At 40.0% G+C, this 25,003-nt stretch carries 13 protein-coding genes and 1 tRNA gene; 8 read left to right on the top strand and 6 right to left on the bottom strand.

What is annotated here, in order from left to right:
- Positions 1-49: 49 nt before the first annotated feature.
- The 5 genes from LBE40_RS06950 to LBE40_RS06930 all read left to right on the top strand — a co-directional run bounded on the left by LBE40_RS06950 (position 50) and on the right by LBE40_RS06930 (position 4,324).
- Positions 50-958, top strand: coding sequence for a metal ABC transporter substrate-binding protein (locus LBE40_RS06950; protein WP_004858246.1), 909 nt, complete (start codon positions 50-52; stop codon positions 956-958).
- Entirely contained in the window at positions 955-1,785 is an 831-nt protein-coding gene (locus LBE40_RS06945) for a manganese/iron ABC transporter ATP-binding protein (RefSeq protein WP_004858249.1), read from the top strand. Before LBE40_RS06950 ends, LBE40_RS06945 begins: the two co-directional genes overlap by 4 nt.
- Complete coding sequence (locus LBE40_RS06940) at positions 1,782-2,648, top strand: metal ABC transporter permease (protein WP_004858251.1); 867 nt, start codon at positions 1,782-1,784, stop codon at positions 2,646-2,648. Before LBE40_RS06945 ends, LBE40_RS06940 begins: the two co-directional genes overlap by 4 nt.
- Positions 2,645-3,550: a metal ABC transporter permease gene (locus LBE40_RS06935; protein ID WP_004858254.1), complete on the top strand. Its 906-nt coding sequence runs from the start codon at positions 2,645-2,647 to the stop codon at positions 3,548-3,550. Before LBE40_RS06940 ends, LBE40_RS06935 begins: the two co-directional genes overlap by 4 nt.
- A gap of 387 nt (positions 3,551-3,937) precedes the next feature.
- Entirely contained in the window at positions 3,938-4,324 is a 387-nt protein-coding gene (locus LBE40_RS06930; protein WP_004858257.1) for a YbaN family protein, read from the top strand.
- Between the two features lie 382 nt (positions 4,325-4,706).
- Here the strand turns inward: LBE40_RS06930 and pncB are convergent, their stop codons facing one another.
- The 5 genes from pncB to aroA all read right to left on the bottom strand — a co-directional run bounded on the left by pncB (position 4,707) and on the right by aroA (position 18,743).
- On the bottom strand, positions 4,707-6,002 hold the full coding sequence (gene pncB, locus LBE40_RS06925) for a nicotinate phosphoribosyltransferase (protein ID WP_004858261.1): 1,296 nt from the start codon (positions 6,000-6,002) through the stop codon (positions 4,707-4,709).
- Between the two features lie 131 nt (positions 6,003-6,133).
- The gene (locus tag LBE40_RS06920; protein WP_004858264.1) at positions 6,134-14,707 is read right to left on the bottom strand and encodes a glycoside hydrolase family 94 protein; all 8,574 of its coding nucleotides are present in this window, start codon (positions 14,705-14,707) and stop codon (positions 6,134-6,136) included.
- Between the two features lie 228 nt (positions 14,708-14,935).
- On the bottom strand, positions 14,936-16,636 hold the full coding sequence (rpsA, locus tag LBE40_RS06915; RefSeq protein WP_004858266.1) for a 30S ribosomal protein S1: 1,701 nt from the start codon (positions 16,634-16,636) through the stop codon (positions 14,936-14,938).
- Between the two features lie 134 nt (positions 16,637-16,770).
- A complete protein-coding gene (gene cmk, locus LBE40_RS06910; RefSeq protein ID WP_004858269.1) occupies positions 16,771-17,418 on the bottom strand; it encodes a (d)CMP kinase in 648 nt (215 codons plus the stop codon).
- On the bottom strand, positions 17,415-18,743 hold the full coding sequence (aroA, locus tag LBE40_RS06905; protein ID WP_004858272.1) for a 3-phosphoshikimate 1-carboxyvinyltransferase: 1,329 nt from the start codon (positions 18,741-18,743) through the stop codon (positions 17,415-17,417). Before aroA ends, cmk begins: the two co-directional genes overlap by 4 nt.
- 188 nt (positions 18,744-18,931) lie before the next feature.
- Between aroA and LBE40_RS06900 the strand changes: the two genes are divergently transcribed.
- The 3 genes from LBE40_RS06900 (at position 18,932) to ilvD (ending at position 21,956) form a co-directional block, all read left to right on the top strand.
- Complete coding sequence (locus LBE40_RS06900; protein ID WP_004858276.1) at positions 18,932-19,312, top strand: TIGR02300 family protein; 381 nt, start codon at positions 18,932-18,934, stop codon at positions 19,310-19,312.
- Positions 19,313-19,435: 123 nt separating this feature from the next.
- Positions 19,436-19,511 (top strand) — tRNA-Ala (locus LBE40_RS06895).
- A gap of 606 nt (positions 19,512-20,117) precedes the next feature.
- Complete coding sequence (gene ilvD / locus LBE40_RS06890) at positions 20,118-21,956, top strand: dihydroxy-acid dehydratase (RefSeq protein WP_004858279.1); 1,839 nt, start codon at positions 20,118-20,120, stop codon at positions 21,954-21,956.
- Positions 21,957-22,255: 299 nt separating this feature from the next.
- Here ilvD and mutS read toward each other — a convergent pair whose 3' ends face one another.
- A complete protein-coding gene (mutS, locus tag LBE40_RS06885) occupies positions 22,256-25,000 on the bottom strand; it encodes a DNA mismatch repair protein MutS (protein WP_004858283.1) in 2,745 nt (914 codons plus the stop codon).
- Positions 25,001-25,003 lie beyond the last annotated feature (3 nt).

The raw sequence follows: 25,003 nt of genomic DNA, 5'->3' as shown, positions 1-25,003 counted from the left end.
TGTTATTTCTAAATGATAATGCAAATCATTGGCAATAAAGAGAGGATCAATGAACGTAAAAACATTTTGTACCGTATTTTTGGGAATTATTATTTTTTTTACACCCAATTTCGCTTTTGGTGCTGGCAAATTTAAAGCGGTTACGACATTCACGATCATTGCTGATATGGCGCGTAATGTAGCAGGTGATGCAGCTGATGTTGAATCAATCACCAAACCAGGTGCTGAAATTCACGAATATCAACCTACACCTCGCGATCTTATGCGCGCCCAAGGTGCAAATCTTGTATTGTGGAATGGATTAGAATTGGAACTTTGGTTTGAAAAGTTTTTCCAAAATATCAAGGATGTTCCAAGTGTTGTTGTTTCAAAAGGCATTGTGCCAATTAAAATTGGTGAAGGACCTTTCAGTGGTAAGCCAAACCCTCATGCGTGGATGTCGCCGACCTCTGCTTTGATTTACGTCGATAATATTCGTGACGCTTTTGTAAAGTATGATCCCGAACATGCTGCTATTTATAAAGAAAATGCCGAAATTTATAAGCAGAAGATTCGCGCAACGATTGATCCAATCAAGGCTGAACTGGAAGCAGTACCGCAAGATAAGCGTTGGCTTGTGACGAGCGAGGGCGCGTTTAGCTATTTGGCACGTGATTTTGATCTGAAAGAACTCTATCTATGGCCAATTAATGCTGATCAGCAAGGGACGCCGCAGCAAGTTAAACACGTTATTGACATGGTTCGCAAACACAATATCCAAGCAGTTTTTTCTGAGAGTACTATTTCTCCTGCTCCTGCTAAACAGGTTGCGAGAGAGACGGGGGCTAAATACGGTGGCGTTCTTTATGTTGATTCTCTGAGTGAAAAAAATGGTGAGGTCCCAACCTATATTGATTTATTGCGTGTCACAAGCGGGCGTATTAGCAATGCCTTATTAGATGGAGTAAGAAGTCAATGAAAGAATCTGGAATATTTGCTCAAGAAGTAACAGTAACTTATCGTAATGGACATACAGCTTTACGCGATGTGAATTTTGAGAGTCCAACAGGTTCCATTACAGCATTGGTTGGTGTTAATGGATCAGGCAAGTCAACATTATTTAAAGCTATTATGGGATTTGTGCGACCATCCAAAGGAAAAATTCGCATTTTTGGTTTGCCTGTTGATACGGCTTTAAAACAAAATCTTATTGCTTATGTTCCTCAGAGTGAAGATGTTGATTGGAATTTTCCTGTTCTCGTTGAAGATGTTGTTTTGATGGGGCGGTATGGTCACATGAATTTCTTTCGCTATGCGCGGGCACGAGATTATGAGGCTGTCCGTGTTGCATTAGAACGTGTCGATATGTTGCCATTTGCTAAGCGCCAAATTGGTGAACTTTCTGGTGGGCAGAAAAAGCGTGTTTTTCTGGCACGTGCTCTTGCGCAGCAGGCAAAAGCTATTTTGTTAGATGAGCCGTTTACAGGGGTTGATGTCACAACGGAAGACAAAATTATTGCTTTGTTACGAGACCTACGTCAAGAAGGAGCTGTGATATTAGTTTCTACCCACAATTTAGGCTCTGTTCGTGAATTTTGTGACCACACTGTCTTAGTAAAGGGAACGGTTTTGGCGTCTGGATTAACTGAAGCTGTCTTTACAAAAGAAAATCTTGAGAAAACTTTTGGTGGTGCTTTACACCACCATATTTTTGATTTTCAAAACGCAAAAAAAAATAATGTTTTCATGGCAGGAAAACAATCTATAGTTTTCGAGAATATTGAAAAAGTGGAGCACGTAGCATGATGTCTTGGTTGCTTGAACCGCTGAGCTATCAATATATGGTTAATGCGATGTGGGTTTCGGGATTGGTGGGGTGTGTTTGCGCCTTTCTTTCTGCTTTTTTGATGTTGAAAGGTTGGTCGCTCATTGGTGATGCACTCTCCCATTCGATTGTACCTGGAGTAGCAGGGGCTTATCTTCTAGGGTTCCCTTTTTCTCTTGGAGCTTTTTTTTCTGGTGGCCTTGCTGCGGCAGCGATGCTCTTTTTTAATCACCGGACAAAGCTGAAAGAAGATACTATTATTGGTCTCATTTTTTCTTCCTTTTTTGCTTTTGGCTTATTTCTCAAATCATTAAAACCAATGGCCGTTAATATTGATACGATTGTTTTGGGAAATATTTTAGCAGTCAGCTCGTCAGATATTATACAATTGGCTTTTATTGGTTTTTTTTCTTTGCTTATATTGCTTTTGAAATGGAAAGATCTCCTTGTTTCTTTATTTGATGAGACGCATGCACGCGCTATTGGATTAAACGTAAAGTTTTTAAAGATTCTCTTTTTCACATTACTTGCCGCTTGTACTGTTGCTGCTATGCAAACAGTTGGAGCGTTTTTGGTCATTTGTCTTGTGGTGACGCCTGGAGCAACAGCTTATCTTTTAAGTGACCGTTTTGTGAATGTTTTAGTTATTGCAGTTATAATTGGAACATTCACAAGTATATTAGGTGTTTATGTGAGTTATTTTTTGAATGCGCAAACAGGTGGTGTTGTTGTACTTTTTCAAGCATTTCTGTTTATTTTAGCTTTTATTTTTGCTCCTAAACATGGGTTTATAGCGGCACGCTTGCGTATAAATGCGGCAAAAAAAGGTGTGATGTTATCATGATTGATCAATTACTACTTCCTTTTCAGTTTTCTTTTATGCTTAAGGGTATACTTATTGTCATAATCCTTTCTGTTCCAATGGCGATGCTTTCTTGTTTTCTTATTTTGAAAGGATGGGCGCTTTTAGGCGATGCAATTTCTCATGCGGTTTTTCCTGGTGTTGTGCTTGGTTACATGGCGACACCGTGGGTGATAACAGTTTTGACTTCTTTGCCATTTGTTTGGTTTCAGCAAGTGCGCCCAGAGAATGTTACAATGACCTTGATTGCTTGTGGTGCTTTTATTGCAGGTATGGTTTGTGCTCTTACAACAGGTTTTTTAGGGAGCAATAGCCGTATCAAGCAGGACACGGTGATGGGTGTTGTTTTTTCGTCTATGTTTGGTTTGGGGCTTGTTTTGGCAACATCTATTTATAGTAGCTTAGACTTGAATCATATTCTATTTGGTAATCTCCTGGGTGTTAACTGGCTTGATATCACGCAGACGGCGATAATTTCTGCTACTGTTACCTTTATTTTAGGAGCGAAATGGCGTGATTTTATGCTGTATATTTTTGATTCAGTTCAAGGTCGTGCAATGGGGTTGCGAATATCAGTACTCCACTATACTCTTTTAACAATGATTTCTCTCACGATCGTTGCAGCTTTGAAAGCTGTTGGGATTGTTCTTGTTATTTCTTTATTGATAGCGCCGGGAGCAATTGCTTATCTTATTACAAAGCGGTTTTCTTTTATGTTGGTAATCGCTATATTTGTTGCCGCTTTTTCTGGTTTTTTAGGAGTTTATTTAAGCTTATTTTTAGGTTCTGATTCTGCTTCCACGATTGTGTTGATTTTAACTTTGATTTTTATTGCTATTTTTACGTCGACTTTTTTTCGCCGAGTTACAATTCAGGAAATTTAAGTGTAATAAAGTTCGTGCATAGCAGACATGCGTTTTTGTCTATTGTTTCTCATGCTTGTTTTAACTAGAAAGCGTGTTGCTAGGTCGTTTTCCTCCTAATGTCTAGCAGATGGATGCAGTATGTATTCTCCCCCCCCCAACACTGCATTCGTAATTAAGAGGCTGCATTGATTTATTCTGCAGCCTTTTTATTTTTTGTTTTCTCAACAATTTATTTTGCTTTCTTGAAACTTTTGAAATGATTATCATATTGCGTAAGTTGTTCTACGCGTTGAAAGGAGGAATCACCGAAAAATACGCTTACGAATGAAATAGTATTGAGAAGTGGTTGTGTACCAAAGCGTGTAATATATTATGACTTTTCGTAGAGGAAAATGGTGCTAGAAGATGAAAAAGGATTTTACTATATCTCACCCTTTGCGTATCTTCATGTCTATAGTGGGTTGGGCAATGGTTATATTGGGTATCATCGGCATAGTACTCCCTATTATGCCAACCGTGCCCTTTCTATTAGTTGCTTCATGGTGTTTTGCGCGTTCATCACCACGTTTTCATCATTGGTTGAATAATCACCGCGTTTTCGGTCCGCCTATTAAGCAATGGGAAGAAAAGAGAGCTATTCCACCATTAATTAAAGTTTTTGCGGTGGTGAGCATGGCGGGAGGTTTTTTATCATTTTTGATGATGCTGCATCCTGCTTTGTGGTTTGCTTTGTTGGTTGCGGCTGTTTTATTGTTGATAGCCATTTATATTGTGACGCGTCCATCTTCATAATGACAGAAATAAAAAGCTTTATGAATCAAATGCTCTTTTTATCTTTGCTAGTGCGTTAGATTTATTGACAGAGATTTTCCACTCTCAAATTTAGTTAACGTTTCCATACCAAGGATGTATATGAGATAATAAGTTTTTTAGAGGGTTCATGAGATATAACGATATATTCGTGAAACAATTTTATGAGCAGAGAGGATTATATACGAACACCTTAATCAAGTACGCTCGTAAAATTACTTTGATCAGCAATTATAAATTACATTGATAGAGGAAAACTACACTGTTTTGTTAATGCTGAGAGAGTCTGCATCAGCTGGCTAGTATCCATCAGTAATTGATTTTATAGTCGTTTGTATTTAATTTTATACAAATAAGCTTATGGTTAAGTTTTTATAGGTGGTTTTTGATTACCAAAAAAATTGAGATAACGTTCTATTTCTTGCGGACTACCGATGGTTTTTTCAGGATTATCCGAGAGTTTTACAGCTGGTCGACCATTGGCATGAGTGGCTTTACAAACAAGGGAAAGAGCATCAAAGGTTGCAATTTCTTGGGGTGCACAACCTGCAAAATCATTGGTAAGATCTGTTCCCCATCCGAAACTCATACGCACTCTCCCGTGGAAATGATGATAAGTTTTTTCAATAGTATTGACATCAAGGGCATCAGAAAAAATCAATAATTTTTCGCGTGGATCTTTTCCTTTTTCTTTCCACCATTGGATAATGCGTTCGCCACCTTCAATGGGTGGAGCACTATCAGGTCTGAAACCTGTCCAATCAGCCACCCAATCTGGTGCATTGCATAAAAATGCTTCTGTACCAAAGGTATCAGGCAAAACAATGAGAAGATTTCCACCATAATAACGGTTCCAATCTTGCAGAACTTTATAAGGTGCTTTGCACAATTCGTTATCGTTATTAGCAAGAGCAGCAATGACCATGGGCAATTCATGTGCATTGGTTCCAAGAGCTTCTAAATCTGTATCCATGGCCAGAAGAACGTTGGAAGTCCCAGTAAAAGAATCGCCAATACCTTCTTTTAATGCTTCAACGCACCAGCGTTGCCATAAAAAAGAATGACGACGCCTTGTACCAAAATCAGATATTTTAATATTAGGCAATTTTTTAAGCCGCTCAACTTTACTCCACATTTTTGCTTTAGCACGTGCATAAAGCACATCAAGAGCAAAACGATCTAGTTTTTTCATAGCAGCACGTGAACGTAATTCACTGATAATAGCAAGGGCGGGGATTTCCCACATCGAGCTATGGGACCACGAACCATGAAAATGGAGGATATATTGCCCATCTTTGCGGGTGAGTTCATATTCTGGCAGTTGAAAGTTCTCGAGCCAATGAAGAAAATCTGGTTCGAAAATTTGTTTGCGTCCATAAAATGTATTACCAGCAAGCCAGATCATTTCTTTTTTTGTAAAGCGCAAACTGAGGGCGTGATCAAGTTGAGCACGCAATTCAGCCTCATCAATATCATCGGCGAGACGTATTGTTTTGGTACGGTTTATGAGGGAGAAAGTAACATTAACATTTGGATAAAGCCCCCAAATCATTTGTACCATAAGAAGTTTATAAAAATCCGTATCCAAAAGTGAACGAATAATAGGATCAAGTTTCCAAGTATGATTATAAACACGTCTCGCAATATCTGGATGATTCATAACCCTTTTTCTTTCAGTCTTGTGGAATCTAAAATTACTGTACACCAACACGATCAATATAGGGAATACAGGGACGATAACAACTCTATGGTTTTGGGCAAGAATAAAAAATCCGTTTCATTTTTCTGTTTTTAAGATTTAACAATACGTATGATTTCATATTTTCCCGTTTTTTTTAACTTTATTCCTGCGTGAACCTTGGCATATTTTTTACCATTAATACTGAGTGTATTTTCAGATCCCCATTTCACTTTAATGGTATAAACAGCATCATGAAACTTCATTTTTGCTTCGTATTCTGGCCATAAGGAAGGCAAATTTGGACGTAAAAATAATTGATTAGCTTGACGATTAATTCCAAGAATGTTTTGGGTTGCCGCGCGGTAGAACCAGCCTGCTGAACCTGTATACCATGTCCAACCACCTTGTCCACGACGTGGTTGGGTAGCGTAAATATCTGCGGACATAACATAAGGTTCAACACGATAAGTTTCAGGATTTTGCCCATGGGTAATGGGATTGATCATAGAAAACAAACTATAGGCTTTGTCCCTTTCACCCATTTCAGCAAGCGCTAAAATGCTCCAAATAGCACCGTGCGTGTATTGACCACCATTTTCTCGTATTCCAGGAGGATAGCCTTTAATATAACCAGGTTCGAGAATACTTTTATCAAAAGGTGGCCAGAATAGACGTATAAGTCCGCCGTCTTCATCACACAGATGTTCAAGCATGGATGCCATTGCTTGTTTTTGACGCTCAAGAGATGCCATTTGAGAAATGACAGCCCAAGTTTGAGCAATAGTATCAATTTGGCATTCATCATTTATTTTAGAACCGAGAGGGGTTCCATCATCAAAATACCCTCGTCGATACCAAGCACCATCCCAACTGTGGTCTTCTAGAGCATTCGTCAAACGTTTAAGGTATGCACTCCATGCTTGCATATGGCTGTTATCGCCACGGCTTTGAGCAAGGGGGATGAATGCTTTTAGCGCGGTTCCAAGAAACCACCCTAACCAAGTGCTTTCGCCTTTTCCTTCAATACCTACCAAATTCATGCCATCATTCCAATCACCGCCGAGAATAAGTGGAAGTTCGTGTTGTCCACAGCGCTTTATGGCAAGGTCTAAAGCTAAAGCACAATGTTCATAAATCGTAGCAATTTTTGAAGATTGTGTGGGTTGAAAATAAGCATCGTGTTGTCCATCGTTGACAGCAGCTCCTTCAATGAAAGCTATTGGAGTATTGAGAAATGCGTAGTCGCCAGTCGTGTTGACATAAAGAGCTGTTCCATAAGCAAGCCAGACGATATCATCAGAAATGTATGTGCGAACACCAGCATTGGTATGAGGGAGCCACCAATGCTGTACATCACCTTCCGGAAATTGATGTGCTACAGCGTTTAACAATTGCTCACGCGCCAGTTTCGGTTCTAGCAATAACAAAGACAAGCTGTCTTGCAATTGATCGCGAAAGCCAAATGCACCACTCGCTTGATAAAAAGCTGCGCGCGCCATCATGCGGCAAGCATAGACTTGATAAGGGAGCCAATGATTGACCATAATATCAAAAGAGGGATCAGGTGTTTTTACTTGGAGGGGGGAAACGAAATGACTCCATTGTTGTTTTTGTTGTGTGAGCAGAATTTCAAAATCACTTGCACGTACTTGGTCTAGTAATTTTTCAGCCTCTTGTATATTTTCAGCACTACCAAGATAGAAAACGATTTCTTTTTTTTGTCCTGGGAGAAGATCAATATCATAGGCTAATGCTGAACAAGGATCACATCCTGTTTCAACCGTATTTGAAAGGGCGCCGGCTTTACGGATTGCGTGAGGATGTGTAACTGTTCCTGTTGTCCCGATAAACTCAGTGCGATTGGTGGTGGTGCTAGATGGTATTTCGGATGCGGATAAAAATGCTACGTGTTGAGATTTTTCGATATGATAGGGATTTTTAATAAAATGTGCACCACGTTTGGTATCATAAGAGGCAAGTATAAAAGGTGCATATTTTGTACGAATGTTTCCTAACACCCATTCAACATAATTGTAAAGACGTAAGTATCGCGGTGTTTTTCCGTCATTTTTAAGGATGAGACGTGAAAGGCGAACCGATTTTTCTCGATCGAGTGTATGGGTAAGTTCTAATGTGATCTCTGAATGAGTGGATTTAAAGGTTGAGAATCCAAAACCATGGCAAGCTTCATAGATAACATTTTCATTACATTCAACGGCAGAAACAGGCGAGAAACGTTTTAAAGATAAGCGATCTACTAGGTAAAGTGCTTCCCCTGGACGGTTAGAAATGGGATCATTACTCCAAGGGGTTAATTGATAATCGCGGCTATTGTTTGCCCAAGTAAAAAGTGCACCTTCAGCAGAAACATGGAAACCAAAATTATGGTTAGCAATGACGTTAATCCATGGATGTGGTGTGGTGGTGTGTCCATGAAGACGTATCACATAATAGTTATGCTGGTTAAACCCGCCATAACCATTCCAATATTGTAGGCCTTGTCCATCAACAGGGAGAATAGAATCTTTTTGATGACTGATAAGACCAATGGAAGCAAAAAGGCTTTGTTTCGTTTGTGTCGTAACTTGTCTTCCCTCGTTGCACTTTTTGTAGTTTAATTGATAATGAGATTCTTGATGACTATTGATTGCGAGATCAAAATCACTCTCATCAAGTCGTTTGAGCTGTTCAAACAAAGAGCCATTTTGGGCATCAAGAATGATGCGTGCTGATGCAAGAAGTGTCTTAAGGCTTTGGTCATTTATTTGATCACGTTGAAGCGTAAAAATATGTTGGCGTTCATTCGTGTCATGAGTGTGGTGGCGATAAGATTCGCATACCCATTCAATAGCACGTTGCGTATCTTGTATATAAGAACATGCTTGTTCATTGAGAATGACTAGATCAACAATGAGGCCGCGCATGCGCCAATATTCATGTGCTTTAAGCAGTTCGCATAAAACAGTTATGTCTCCCTTATTATCTAATCTAAGAAGACAGATAGGGTAGTCTCCTGAAAGAGACATGGGCCAAAGATCAGATTGTTTACCGAGAGCTTTTGCTAATATTTTTGGAGAAAGACTCCATTTTCGGTCGGGATAAATAAGCGGTGTTGCATATTTTTGATACGTAATAGCTTCTTTAAGGTTGATGCCACTCTGATATAGCGAGACCTGCGAACGTGTCCACGCCATTGAAAATTCTTGCTGGAATATATTAGGTTGTCGATAATGATTAATATGATTTTGCAGTGTTTCTTTTGTATTGGCAGCAAAAGTCCAAAAAATAAGTTCTGCTTTTTCATGTGCTGGGATTTTTATACGGCACCGGAGAGAGATGATCGGATCAAGAACACAACCTTGACTATTGTTAAAACGAGAATTTTGATCAAATGCCGCAGGTCGATGAATAGATCGACCTCGTCCAATAAACAGGGAGCGATCAGTTTCAGCTTCTACCTCTTGGAGAGTATCTGTTGTATCTGTAACAAAATGGGCAATATGAATCTCAGGGTCATTAGGTGAACGTTTACGCCTTTTGGCAAAAATCGTTCTTCTTTCCTCAGTAATTTCTGTTTCTATAAACATCCGAGAAAAAACAGGATGAGCGCAATCTGTATCCATTGTTGCAAGTGCTAGTTCGCCATAAGAGGTCACTTCAATGAGGCGCTCTTTGTTTGTTATATTTATAAGTTGAATACGTCGACCTTCACCGCATCCTTCAGATGTAATGAGACATTCAAGTGTTGATTTAATGCCATCAACCATTTTCGTATATTCAGCTTTTTCATCTGTAAAAATGCAGATCGCTTCTTCTTCGACAACGCGTGTAGGTTCACCGGTAACAGACCACCAGCGTCCACTATGCGTATCACGGAGAAAGAATAAAGTACCTTGTTGATCTTCTGTCGTATCAGGAAGAAAGCGTGTAATCGCATAATTATGCCAACGGCTATAACCAGAGCCATTAGCGGTTAACATTACAGAGTAAAAACCATTGGATAAGAGCAAAGTTGCACGTGGTTTAAGAAGCGGGTTAGTAATAATGCGCAAAGGGGCATCATCAAATTCTCGAGGGTTATTGCGCATTTGATTCATAACTTTGGTATGAATGATGGGAATTTGATGTGGAGCTCTTTCCTGTAATAATAATTGTACAGTTTCAATGATTGGATCACGGTGAAAACGATCGCGCATCCGCCCTTGAAAAATAACATTGTTAATGGCAAGAATAGACATGCCGTGATGGTGCGCATAATAATTACGCACAACAGCGTATTTTTTTCCTGTTGGCAGGCGTGAAGGGGTGAAGTCAACAGAGTCATAATAACCATATGTACCTAAAGCACCAAGATCACGCAGCCGTTTTAAATTAGTTACAGCTTGAGTAGGCACGTATTGTGCTGCTAGAAGACAGGCATAGGGAGCAATAACAGCATTGCGTGAGAGACCACGTTGGAGTCCGAGGTTTGGTGCACCAAAATTGGCGTATTGGTAATTCATTAAGTGATCGCGAGCGTTAAATGCCGCTTCTGAAATACCCCAAGGTAATCTCCGTTTATGGGCGTATTGTATTTGATGACGAATAATAAGCCTATTAGTTTGATCTAAAAGAGACCCTAAAGGTTCGCACGTAACGAGGGACGGCATGAGATATTCAAACATGGAACCAGACCATGATAAGAGCGCGCCCTTCCAACCAATGGGGACGAGGAGTCGGCCAAGATGGAACCAATGTTTAATTTTTATATCGCCTTTCGCAATGGCAAAAAGACTTGCGAGGCGGGCTTCCGAAGCCAGTAGATCATAACAGCTTTCATCAAGTTTGTTTTCTTGAACACGATATCCAATGGACAAAAGATGCCTTTTAGGTTGTTCTAAAAAGTCAAATTTCATATCAAAGGCTATTTGTCGTGCCTTTACAGCTAAAGTGTTTAATTTTTTACGTAGTTTTTCACTGTCGTAATCGCTAGTAGCATCATGATGATGGGCTTCACAGGTTTCTACAAGACATTTGGCCCAAGAAAGTGCACGAGCGGATTCTATTGTTTGGATTTTTTGATTGAGCTCTTCTATTAAGTATAAAATATCACAGGCTGCGAGAGAAAGGTTAGTGGTGTAAAAAGTGGTTGTATCTGGTTTTTTGATGAAAACACTGATGGAGTGATAAAAATTGGTGATATGTTGTTCGATTTGTTGACGTAGGGGATGTGGAATATATTGATTATCTGGAATCTCTTTGACAGTTTCTTCAAGAATAGCATTAACATCACATAAGCCTGCTCGATCACTTTGAAAAAAAACATGAGGTTTTTCTGCCCATTCACTTAAGGCTGAAGAGAGCGTCACCAAATGGCCAGCAAGATTTCCTGAATCAACCGTTGATATATAAGTTGGTAAGAGAGGTTTGAGTGTATCCGTTTCATACCAATTGTAGAGATGACCACGGAACTTTTCCATTTTTTCAAGAGAGCGTAATGTACATTCAACGCGTGTAATAGCCTCTGCAAAACTAATCCAACCAAAATCACGAGCAGCGATAATAGAAAGCAGATAAACTCCAATATTTGTAGGGGATGTCCGCTGGGCAACAAGAGGTTCTGGATCTTCTTGAAAATTATCGGGTGGTAAATAATTGTTTTGCGCATTAACAAAGGTTGCATAATAGAGCCATGTCCGTCGTGCAATGCATCGCAGTATTTTGTTATCCCCTGAAGATATATGAAGAGTAGTTTCAAATGTTGAGGGTTGGCTGACAATCCACGCAATTAAGGGTGAAAAAAACCATGCGAGTCCAAAGGGCAAAGCAAGAAAGCTTGTAAGACTATGAAAAGAGAAAGGCAGTGCTACGGCAAGAATACCAATGAGCGATGCTGGCCACATTGTAAGGATATAGAAACCCAAACTATTAGGCATTGTTTTTGTTGAGGTGGAGGTTTTCCATTCAAGGAGGTGCTGTTTTGAAATCCCCATGCGATAGAGTGTGCGAACAATTGCATCAGTCATAAAATAAGCAGAATGAGCAATAAACGTGGTTTTAAGAAATATATTTGTTAGCGTAAAGATACTTTTGTTCAAAATCAATCGAAGATATCCACGTAAAGAATGATCAATATTGGAGGGAACAAAAGTTTTTAATACGCCTAAAATTGGTGAGACAAAGAGGCTAAACAGCAAGAATGTTTGCCAAATGATTGCTATTTTTAACGGTAAAAGAGACCACCCTGTGATTGCTGCGATCAACCACATAAGTGGTGTGAGAGAACGGCGCAGATTATCTTGCATTTTCCAACGCGTAATGGAGTTAATTTTATGGGGGGAAAAGAGATAAGGCAAGAGTTGCCAATCACCACGAATCCAACGGTGATGACGCGCAACATCAACATTATAAGCTGTTGGATAATCTTCAATCACTTCTACATTACTTACTAATGCAGTGCGTGCATATCCTCCTTCCAAGAGATCATGACTAAGAACAGTATTTTCTTTAATTTTACCCTTAAGTGCTTGTTGAAATGCATCAATATTATAAAGACCTTTTCCTATGAAAGTTCCTTCTCCCAAAAGGTCTTGATAAGTGTCAGAAACAGCAAAAACATACGGATCAATGCCGCGATTGGTAGAAAAAAACCGTTGCAGAATTGATGTTACTTTTCCTGTTGTAAGAGAAGGTGTAATACGCGGTTGCAAAATGCTATAACCTTTTACAACTTTTCCATTGTGTGGATCAAAAATGGGATGGTTGAGCGGATAGTTAAGTTTTCCAACGAGTTTTGTAACACTTTCAGGGGTAAGACGTGTATCTGAATCTAGAGTCATCACAAAACGACAATCCATGGGAAGGTGTGGATTGGGGGGATAAAAGCTTGTGTTTTTATCGCCTCTTAATAGCAGATTAAGTTCATAAAGTTTACCACGTTTGCGTTCCCATCCCATCCAGCATTTTTCGCTAGCATTATAAAGGCGCCGACGGTGTAAAAGGAAAAAGAGGGGAATGTCATAACGATGATAACGATGATTGAGTTTATCAATACTCCTTTGCGCATAATGCAATAGATCAAGATCATCTTGTGTTTGTTCAAAGGGAGAGTCATCCCAATCCGTAATGAGGGCAAAATGAATGGCGCCTTTGGGATTGGAAAGGTAGTGTATTTCAAGATTGCGCACTTGTTCATCAATATAATCGCGTGATGTGATGAGAGTAGGAACGACAACCATTGTACGTGCATTTTTGGGAATACCTTCTTTATATTCATAACCAATGAGCTGTTTTGATGGCATAAACCATGAAACAACAGTGTTAAAGAAAGCAAAAGCTGCATCCATAGCAGGAAAAAGCGCCAATGCGGTAAAGAGAAAGGCTATCCTTGGTGTTGTTCCAGATACCTCTAAGAAAGCGTAGACAGCAAGTAAAAGAGCAAAGGTTAAAAGAGAAACAGGAATTGCAATAATTCTTATTTTTGAACAACAAAGGGCTTGGATCCATTTTATGAAAAGGGGTGGAGTGTATCCACAAGCCTTTTCAAGAATATGCCGTCCCTCATCAACGAGATACCAGCCAACAGAGGGATTATTATGATGAGAGGACTCTTTAGAGGAAGAGGATGTCATCTCTACAGCTTTTCGTGCAACTTCCAGCTCATTGAGAGGTGAAAGGCGCGCAATCTTTTCAATCACTTGCCGATAGATATTGCGTGAGTGAGAATCAATTTTGGAAAAATCACTGTTTTCATGCAAAATAAAGTCTACAGAACTCACTGTTTCAAACCATATTGTCCAATCAGTATCATCAATGGCTTTAAGGGAACGAATAATATTGCCCATGGTTACACCATCTGAAGCTTGTCTAGTATGTTCATCGGCTGTTGCAATTTCTAAGCTACTGTTTTTGCTCTGTAATTGCTTTTCAAGCCAAGTGAGAGCTGTTGTTGAATCGATAGATGCACCACGTAGACGATAGAATAAATGCGCTGAAAAGGTTGAGTCGGCAGTGAATGGTTTATATAGTGTAAAAAGGGTGTGTAATTTTGTTTCATTGTCTGCGAGAGAAATTTTATCAGCTACTTTATGAGCGAGATGACGCATATACCGTGTTTGTTCAATACGTAATGAAAGACGACGAACATTTTCAATCAATAGCATTTGCATGACAGAAGGGAGCGCCCATAGCTCACCAATTTCAAGGGCGCAAACTTTTTGGAATCCATTGATTGTAGCTGTGAGTGTTTCTTGTGAAAATTCGCTATCTGTGTGAGCAATATAAAGCCAAGCTAAAGCAAAAATGCGTGGTATGCCTGCTTTTTGTTTATAAAGAGGAAGTTGTTTGATGAAGGACTTTGATAAGTCACGGCGTAGTTGTTGTATATTTTTGTCAATGGTATAATAATTATCAATGAGCCATTGAGCAGATGGTGCAATAGTTTCATCATTGTGAGCGGCAACATCGCTGATATGAAAGGCGTGGAGAATAAGTTTGGCATTTTCCCTCAACCTTTTGTGAAAATTATTTTCTCCTTTATATTCAGGAAGTGGGATTTCTCTTTTCGAAGCTATATCATAGCCTAATTTATAGAGTTCATTCTGCTGCTTATAAGTTGAGCGAATAGGAAAGCTGGTTTCAGTAAGATAGAGGTGTTCAGTTTGTTGAGAAAAAAAACACTTCATGAAAGATATTGTGTGTGCCATAATATTCTTTGTTATTTAATTACGCGGTTTCTTTATGTTTAATAGGCTGTGAACACTTTATCTTAATAATGAGCAGTTCAAAGGAAAAAATGAACTTTTTGCTTTTCTTTGAGAGTATTTGCCATTTTTGACTCTACAGTTTAAGAAACAAACAGACAATTTCTTTGAAAAAAAAGGTCGCCAAAAACAGGCGACCTTAATTTTAACAACTGTTAAATGTTCTAATAATTAATCTTGTTCTTGTTTTTTCAAAGCTGCACCAAGAATATCGCCAAGAGAAGCACCTGAATCTGTTGATCCATATTGAGCAACAGCTTCCTTTTCTTCTGCAATTTCTAAAGCTTTGATAGAAACTGAAAGCTTACGTGTTTTTTTATCGAATGCAGTAATGCGGGCATCAAATCTCTGACCAATTGCGAAACGTTCAGGGCGCTGTTCATCACGATCACGAGCCAAATCAGCACGACGAATGGTTGTTTCAAGATTGTGGTCAATCAATTTCACATCAATGCCATTATCATTAACTGCAGTAACTTCACATGTCACTACAGCACCTTTACGAAGTTCGCCAGCAGCAGCTGCTTCTCCAACTTTATCGCTGGAAAGTTGTTTAATTCCAAGAGAAATACGTTCTTTTTCAACGTCAACATCAAGGACCACAGCTTTAACGATATCGCCTTTATTGTACGTATCAATGACTTGTTCACCAGGACGATTCCAATCAAGATCAGAGAGATGAACCATACCGTCAACATCGCCTTCAAGACCAATGAAGAGACCAAATTCTGTTTTATTTTTGACCTCTCCTTCGATTTGTGAATTGACAGGGAATTTATTAGCAAAAGCGACCCATGGATTTTCAAATGTTTGCTTCAAGCCAAGAGAAATACGACGTTTAGATGGATCAATTTCAAGAACAACCACTTCCACTTCTTGTGATGTGGAGAGAAGTTTACCTGGATGGATATTTTTCTTTGTCCAACTCATTTCGGAGACATGGATTAATCCTTCGATTCCTGGCTCGATTTCAACAAAACCACCATAATCAGTAATGTTCGTAACAGCACCGGTAATTTTCTTACCAACAGGATATCGAGCGCTGATGCTTTCCCAAGGATCACTTTCAAGCTGTTTCATGCCAAGAGAAATACGGTGTGTATCTTGATTGATGCGAATGATTTGGACTTTAATCGTTTGACCAATTGTGAGAACTTCAGAGGGATGGTTAACACGCCGCCATGCCATATCGGTGACGTGTAAGAGACCATCAATCCCACCAAGATCAACGAAGGCACCATAATCGGTAATATTTTTAACAACACCTTCAACAATTTGGTTTTCTTCAAGATTTTGAACAATTTCTGAACGTTGCTCGGCTCGGCTTTCCTCTAAAACGGTACGACGTGAGACAACAATATTACCACGACGACGATCCATTTTTAAAATTTCAAAGGATTGTGAATTATGCATGAGAGGTGAAACATCACGAATGGGGCGAATATCAACTTGGCTGCGGGGCAAGAAAGCAACAGCACCATCGAGATCGACTGTAAATCCTCCTTTTACTTGGCTAAAGATAACTCCATCGACACGTGCGCCGGCATTAAATTTTTCTTCCAAACGAATCCAGCTTTCTTCACGCCGTGCTTTTTCACGCGATAGAATAGCTTCACCCATCGCATTTTCAATGCGCTCAATATAAACTTCAACTTCATCACCAATTTGCAAGGAACCGTCTTTTCCTTTAGCTCCAAATTCTTTGAGTGGAATACGTCCTTCGACTTTAAGTCCAGCATCAATAATGGCCATATCTTTCTCGATTGCAATGACACGGCCTTTAACAACGGATCCTTCATTAAGATCATTAGTTTGAAAGGATTCCATTAAAAGAGCTTCGAAATCCGCTGTTGTGGGATTGTATTGTGACATAAGAACTCCTGATACATACCTTAATTACAAAAGGTATAAGCGCTAGGTTAGTGTTAATACACGGTAACTCCCTGCCTTTTTCCTCAATAACAGGAAGAAAGATTAGCGCTTGGCCGGAAATTACCTTGACGACATTATCCAATTATACGCGTTTTTATGATCGGATCAATAAAAGCGCGTGCAATTGCAAATGTTGCTTCTATACCCAATTCTGACGTATCAAGCAAGTGGGCGTTTTTTGCTGGTTTAAGCGGGCTGTGTTTACGGGTTATATCGCGCTTGTCGCGTTGTTCAAGTTGAGCTAGGATTTCATGATAATCTGCTTTGGCTCCTATTTTTAAAATCTCCTGATAGCGACGTTTTGCACGTGTTTGAACATTGGCTAGAACATAAAGCTTAATATCTGCATCGGGGCAGACGACAGTGCCGATATCACGTCCATCAAGCACACTGCCAGGTGAAATTTTAGCAAAGTTACGCTGTTTGGCAACAAGAATTTCGCGTACAGTAGGGATGAGTGCTATTTTTGAAGCGGCTTCACCAAGTTCATGAGAAGAGAGAAGGGCTAGATTTAAAGTATTAAAATCAAGCTCTTTAGCACAAGCAAGAGCACTTTTTTCATCATCAAGAGCTAATTTTTGTTTTAGAAGTGCTTGGGCAACACCGCGATAAGTAAGACCAGTATCGAGATGACGAAGACGATAATGTGTAGCAATTTTTCTTGCTAATGTTCCTTTTCCTGAGGCTGCTGGTCCATCAATTGCAATAATAAAAGGTTTCAAGCGATTTTTCCCCCAAGCCGTTTTATGAAAGGGATAAATTCTGGAAAGCTGGTAGCGATCATCTGTTTATCGTCAATAGTAACGGGTTTTTCTGATGCCAATCCAAAGACAAGAAAACACATAGCAATTCTGTGATCAAGATGTGTGTTGACGTATCCACCACCTAGTCCTTTTGCGGAGTTTTTTCCATGAACAATGAGAAAATCCTTTCCTTCTTCGCACTCTACGTGATTTATTTTTAGCCCTTGAGCAAGTGCAGACAGTCGATCTGATTCTTTAACGCGCAATTCTTCAATTCCTAGCATAACTGTTTTGCCTTCAGCAAAAGCTGCTGCTACCGCCAAAGCAGGATATTCATCAATCATTGATGGAGCGCGTTCTTTAGGCACCGTTACGCCTTTTAGCATTGATGATCGAACGCGCAGATCGGCAACATCCTCTCCACCTGTTTGGCGTTGGTTCAAAAGCTCAATTTGAGCTCCCATTTCCCATAATGTTTTGACAAGCCCCATTCGAGAATTGTTGATAAGAACATTTTCAATGGTGATATCGGAGTCTTCTACAAGAAGCGCGGCAATAAGCGGAAAAGCTGCAGAAGAGGGGTCGCCTGGGATATCAAGAGTTTGTCCAGTAAGGTGTGGTTGGCCATTAAGATGAATAAAGCGCGTACCTTCAGCATCTGTTTCTATCTCAAGTTCAGCACCAAACGCTTTTAACATTTTTTCTGTATGATCTCGTGTGAGAATGGGCTCAATAACAGTTGTAGTGCCTGCGGTATTGAGTCCAGCAAGGAGGATTGCTGATTTAACTTGGGCGGAAGCCATTGGTAAACGATAGCGAATCGGGCTAGCTGTTTTCGGTCCATAAAGCGTTAAAGGAAGACGGTCGTCATGTGTTGCTTCAATTTCAACGCCCATTAAACGCAGTGGATCGAGAATACGCCCCATAGGGCGTTTGGAGAGAGAGGTATCACCGACAAAGGTTGTTTTCATATGATAAGGACCAACCATTCCCATAACGAGGCGTGCGCCCGTTCCAGAATTACCGAAATCCAAAGGGCTTTGTGCTGCTAAAAGGCAACCATTTCCTGTTCCACGAATAACCCAGAGACCGTTTTTTCTAATAATACAAGCACCTAAGGCTTGTATAGCAGCTGCTGTATTGAGAACGTCATCGCTTTCAAGAAGTCCGTGAATATGTGTTTCACCACTGGCTAACCCTCCCAATATAAGAGACCGATGGGAGATTGATTTATCTCCTGGTATTTTAATTTTACCAGAAAGGCTGGTAGATTTGTAGGCGGTTATGGATATTGCTTTTTGCATAGAAGTTCTATTTAATCTCTATTTGCATTTTGTTAAATTACGCTCCCTTTAGCACATGCTTTGAAAAGCGTCATGAGGAAATCCATGTAGCACTACGTTTTTATCTTTGACAAAGACATTATTTTTTGATTAAGCACCATGAAATTTATCTTTTAATGGAATTATAGTTAAGCAAAGAGGCATGGTTCATGGCAAAACAGGATCTTGGAACTAAGCGTGTTGATCCAGAAACGGGAAAGAAATTTTATGATCTTAATCGCGACCCTATTGTGTCGCCTTATACAGGGATTTCTTATCCGCGTTCTTATTTTGAGGTTGCAGCAGCTGAAGCAAATAGTGAAGAAGAAGTTGATACGGAAGAGCTTGATACAGCACTTGAAAAATCTGCTTTTATGCTTCTTGAAGAGGATGGTGACGACTCTAAAGATGATGATCTTCCTGATTTGGAGGATAGTGATGTGGATCTCGGTGATGACGATGATACGTTTTTGTCTCACGACGAAGACGATGAGGATGATGACGTTGCTGATATTCTCGGAGGTGGTGTTTCTAACGATGATGATTCTTAAAAAAAGCGAGAGGGCATTCTTTTCATTGAATGCAAATTCTTCTTGATCTTCGATTTTTATCGTTCTAAAAAATTCCTCTAAGATTGTTTACTTGTTCTTTTAGGGAAGAATCCGTCTTTATGTGGGGCTATAGCTCAGCTGGGAGAGCGCTTGCATGGCATGCAAGAGGTCAGCGGTTCGATCCCGCTTAGCTCCACCAAAAAGGTGAAACATTTGCTTAATAAAGCAGTAGCATTTATAAAAATACTTTATACACTGATCGAGAAGCACGGTGTTCTCCATAGAAATTGCTTCAATGTAACTTTGCCTTGTATTTTTAAATGATTTCATAAGGCGCTTCTTCAAAATTATTCACTATGTTTGTTCATTTATAGTATTCATAGGATTCTGCTGTATAAAAAAACGCAAGCTGTTCATCATTTGTGATGAAAATGTAGAAAATAAAAGGCTTCTAGATTAGAAAGTTATCACTGATGAAGGTTGTGTTATATGATAGACCAACTATTTCTATAATGAGGCAAATACCTGTTTCAACATTACCTCAATCTTAAAGATTTATGCAGCCAAGAGATAGCTATTTGCAATTCTACAAATGATAAAGATCATTCTTCTTAAAAACAATATTATTGGAGGGCCTTATTGTATTATGAACAATGGCTCTCAAACGGGTCTATGCGTAGCTTTAATTTTGTGATTTAAATGTCTCGATAGAAGCATTTTTCTCTTTTTCATGCAAGAGTTCTTGTCTTTAAGACTAGCTTGCAGCACAACAGAGAAAATGGAATTATTTGAGGGGAAAAAAATAATGCCTTCTTACCGTTCAAGAATATCAACTCATGGGCGCAATATGGCCGGGGCTCGCGGTCTTTGGCGTGCAACAGGGATGAAAGAGACTGATTTTGGTAAACCCATTATTGCGATTGCGAATTCTTTTACACAATTTGTACCAGGGCATGTCCATTTAAAGGATCTTGGGCAACTGGTAGCACAAGAGATAGCTGTTGCTGGCGGTGTCGCGAAGGAATTTAACACAATTGCTGTAGATGATGGAATTGCTATGGGGCATGATGGAATGCTTTATTCTTTGCCTTCCCGTGAAATTATTGCTGATTCTGTTGAATATATGGTCAATGCCCATTGTGCTGATGCACTTGTCTGTATTTCCAATTGTGACAAGATTACGCCTGGCATGTTAATGGCTTCTTTACGCTTAAATATTCCAACAATCTTTGTTTCAGGTGGCCCTATGGAAGCGGGTAAGATTAAATGGAAAAATCAAGATCTTACGGTTGACTTAGTTGACGCTATGATTGCAGCGGCTTCAGAGCATAATTCGGAAGAAGAAGTTGCTGAAATGGAACGTGCTGCTTGTCCTACATGTGGTTCTTGTTCAGGAATGTTTACTGCTAATTCTATGAATTGTCTGACTGAGGCATTAGGGCTTTCTCTTCCAGGCAATGGAACGATGCTAGCAACACATGCAGATCGTCGGATGCTTTTTGAAGAAGCTGGACGACAGATTGTTACATTAGCCAAGCGTTATTATGAAAAAGGCGATGAAACAGTTTTGCCGCGTTCTATTGCTTCGCGCAAGGCTTTTGAAAATGCAATGACTGTGGATATTGCTATGGGAGGGTCAACCAATACTGTTTTGCATATTTTAGCTGCAGCGCAAGAAGGTGAAGTGGATTTTACTATGACGGATATTGATCGCCTTTCGCGTCGTATTCCTGTTTTATGCAAGGTTGCACCTTCTGTAGCGAATGTCCATATGGAAGATGTACACCGCGCTGGTGGTATTATGGGACTTTTAGGAGAATTAGATGCGGCTGGACTTATTGATACATCCGCTTATACGGTGCATGCAAAAACGATGAAAGAAGCCCTTAGTCATTGGGATGTGAAACAAACCCATGAACCAATAATCCATGAATTTTATCGTGCCGCCCCAGGAGGTATTCCAACACAGACAGCTTTTAGTCAATCTTGTCGCTATGAGACTCTAGATCTTGATCGTGAAAAAGGTGTGATTCGCGATAACGAACATGCATATTCGCAAGATGGAGGATTGGCAGTTCTTTATGGAAATCTTGCAAAAGATGGCTGTATTGTGAAAACAGCGGGTGTTGATCAATCAATTTTAACTTTTAAAGGACCAGCAAGAATTTTTGAAAGCCAAGATTCAGCTGTTTCAGCAATTTTGAATAATAAAATTAAATCAGGTGATATTGTTGTAATCCGTTATGAAGGTCCACGTGGTGGGCCTGGAATGCAAGAAATGCTCTATCCCACGAGCTATCTCAAATCTAAAGGATTAGGAAAAGTTTGTGCGCTTATAACGGATGGTCGTTTTTCAGGGGGAACTTCAGGGCTCTCGATAGGGCATGTTTCACCAGAAGCTGCTGAAGGAGGAGCAATTGCTTTGGTAGAAGAGGGAGATATTATAGAAATAGATATTCCTAATCGTACCATTCATATGATAGTCGATGACATTGAGATGATGCATCGTCATGGCAAAATGGAAGCAAAAGAAAAAGCGGCTTGGCAACCGGTTGAGGAGCGTAAGCGTAAAATTTCAAAGGCTCTCAAGGCATATGCAGCTATGACAACCTCTGCTGCTAAGGGAGCTGTTCGTAATCTTTGATGAGATGAAGGTTCATCTTGTGAAAGACAGGTTTTCTAAAGATTTTTGCACTTCAAGCGGGTTTTTCAATGTTCTTAACAGGATATTTTGAATCATTGCGAGTATAATTTTAGGGTTTCTGTAGTTTTCATTTTTTTCATATGAGAATAAAGAATTCATTTTAAGAAATATTATATATAGGTTTTGTCTCTCTATCATTGTGTTTATCAAGATACATTTGGTATAAAAAGAAATGATAATAGCGTGCATGGTTGCTACGCGTGAAGAATAACCATGAAGAGACACTTTGTTTAATTAGCCTATAGGGAGGTATTTTTCTCAAGTTGTTTAAGGCGATAAAGTGCTTCTAAAGCTTGCTTAGGGGAAAGTTCATCGGGATGAATATTCTCTAAAGCTTCATGAACTATGCAATGTTTGTGTGTTTCTTCATTTATGGGAGATGCTGTTTTAAGGGAAAACAGCGGTAGATCATCAATTAATTTATGTCCTTTTCCAGCCATTTCGCCTTGTTCTAGTTGGTGCAGAACATCTGTAGCACGGGTAATAACTGTCGCGGGAAGTCCAGCAAGTTTTGCAACTTGTACGCCGTAGGATCGATCAGCAGCTCCTGGCGCAACTTCGTGAAGAAAAACCACATCACCATCCCAATTTTTGACTTTCATGGTTACGTTATGAAGACGATTAAGTTTTTGGGTGAGTGCTGTCATTTCATGAAAATGTGTGGCGAGAATAGCACGACAGTGGTTAACTTCATGAAGATACTCAACAGTTGCCCAAGCAATGGAAAGGCCATCAAAAGTTGATGTACCTCGTCCGATTTCATCAAGAATAACAAGGGAATGATGACTTGCATGATTAAGAATCGTTGCTGTTTCAACCATTTCCATCATAAAGGTTGAACGCCCCCGTGCAAGGTCATCAGAAGCACCAACACGACTAAACAAGCGGTCAACAACGCCAATATGGGCTGAAGTTGCAGGGACAAAGGAACCCATTTGCGCCATAATAGCGATAAGAGCATTTTGCCGTAAAAAAGTTGATTTTCCTCCCATATTAGGACCTGTCAAAAGCCAAATTGCTGCATATTGATGATTTTCCTGTGCAGAGAGATCACAATTGTTGGCAACAAAAGGTTCTGCTGCTTGCTTTCGTAGTGCTTGCTCTACGACAGGATGGCGTCCTGCGGTAATACGAAAGGTAAGTGAATGATCAATTATAGGACGACAATATCCTTGTTCTTCAGCGAGATGCGCTAACGCCACGGATACATCCAAAATCGCAAGAGCTTCAGCAGCTTTACGGATGAAATCAACCTGTTCAATAATTTCATTGACAAGAGTATCAAAGATTTCCAATTCAAGTGTCAATGCGTGGTTTGCGGCATGAGCAATACGGCTTTCAAGGTCAGCGAGTTCTGTTGTGGTAAAGCGCATAGCATTTGCCATCGTTTGCCGATGGATAAAACGAGCTTTTGCTTGTGAACTATTTGTAAGTGCGGGTGCTTGTAAACTAGTTACTTCAATGAAGTAGCCTAGAATATTATTATGTTTGATTTTAAGCGTTTTAATATCTGTTTCTTGGGCATATTGTGCTTGAAGTTCAGCAATGACACGACGAGATTCATCACGTAGAGCACGCATTTCATCCAGTTCTTTATGATACTGAGGACGAATAAAACCACCATCACGTTTAAGCAATGGGAGATCATCGGCTAGTGCTTGTTCTAAATGAAAGTGCAAAGTAGTAGGTAAGTGTGAGAAAATCTGCTGTACGTCACTTATTTCTTGAGGAAGTAACGCATCGTTAAGAAGCTGATGAAGTTCACGAATGATTTCAAAGCCGCGTTGGATTGCGGCCATATCACGGGGCCCCCCCCGTCCAAGAGCTAACCGAGAAACTGCGCGTGGCATATCTGGCCCCCCTTTTAAAATGAGTTTTATAGCTTCTGCAAGAGATGTATTGCGTAGAAAAAAGGCAATCGAATCTAGACGATGATCAATAGCTGAAGGTGTAGTGAGGGGTGCGATGAGACGATCGACAAGAAGGCGTGATCCGCCTCCTGTTACAGTACGATCAATAGCTTTTAGTAAGCTTCCATCGCGTTGTCCTGACGTGGTCCGAACAAGTTCAAGGCTCAGTCTGGTTGCTGCATCAATGAAAAGCGTAGCGCTTTCATTTTGGCGTTCAGGGCGCATAAGAGGAGGGCGATGCGTGATTTGCGTTTTTTCGATATAACGAATGGCAGCGGCAATAGCGGAGAGTTCGGTGCGTGAATAATTGGCAACACCTTCAAGGGTTGAGAGTTTAAAATAATTGCAAATATCACGTTCAGCGGTGATTGCATCAAAGAGACTAGCGGGTTGAGGTGAAACAATGCGATCGAGAACATTAAAAAGCGGCTTGTGGGATTTATCATAAAAAAAAGAGTCAGCGACGATGATTTCTTGTGGATCTATGCGCATAATGTCTGCCAAAAGTTTTTCATGGCGGCTTTCTGTTACACGAAATATGCCTGTTGAGATATCAATCCAAGAAAGGGCAAAATCTTCTCCGTCACTTGTTTTGATACGGGCAAGTGTCATCAGATAATTTGCACGCGTTGGATCAAGAAGTTTTTCTTCTGTTATGGTTCCAGGGGTGACAAGGCGTACGACATCGCGTTGAACAACGGATTTTGAACCACGTTTCTTTGCTTCTGCGGGATCTTCTGTTTGTTCACAAACAGCAACACGATAACCGCAGGCGATCAATTTTTGCAAGTAATCATCTGCAGCGTGAACGGGAACACCGCACATAGGAATATCTTCACCCAAGTGTTTGCCACGTGTTGTGAGTGTGATTCCTAAAGCTTGAGCCGCTTCAACCGCATCATTAAAAAATAATTCATAAAAATCACCCATCCTGTAAAAGAGAAGGGAATCGCTATTAACTGCTTTGATTTCTATATATTGCTCCATCATAGGTGTGAGACGTTTTTGTTGGGGAGCAGATGAGGGCGCAGGTTGTGGGATTAAATCGTTTTTATGGTTAGTTTTCTTATCCATTTT

Source organism: Bartonella taylorii (genome assembly GCF_023920105.1).
GTDB classification, from domain to species: Bacteria; Pseudomonadota; Alphaproteobacteria; order Rhizobiales; family Rhizobiaceae; genus Bartonella; species Bartonella taylorii.
Note: the sequence above shows the minus strand (reverse complement) of the source record. Positions and strands in the feature narration are given on the sequence as shown.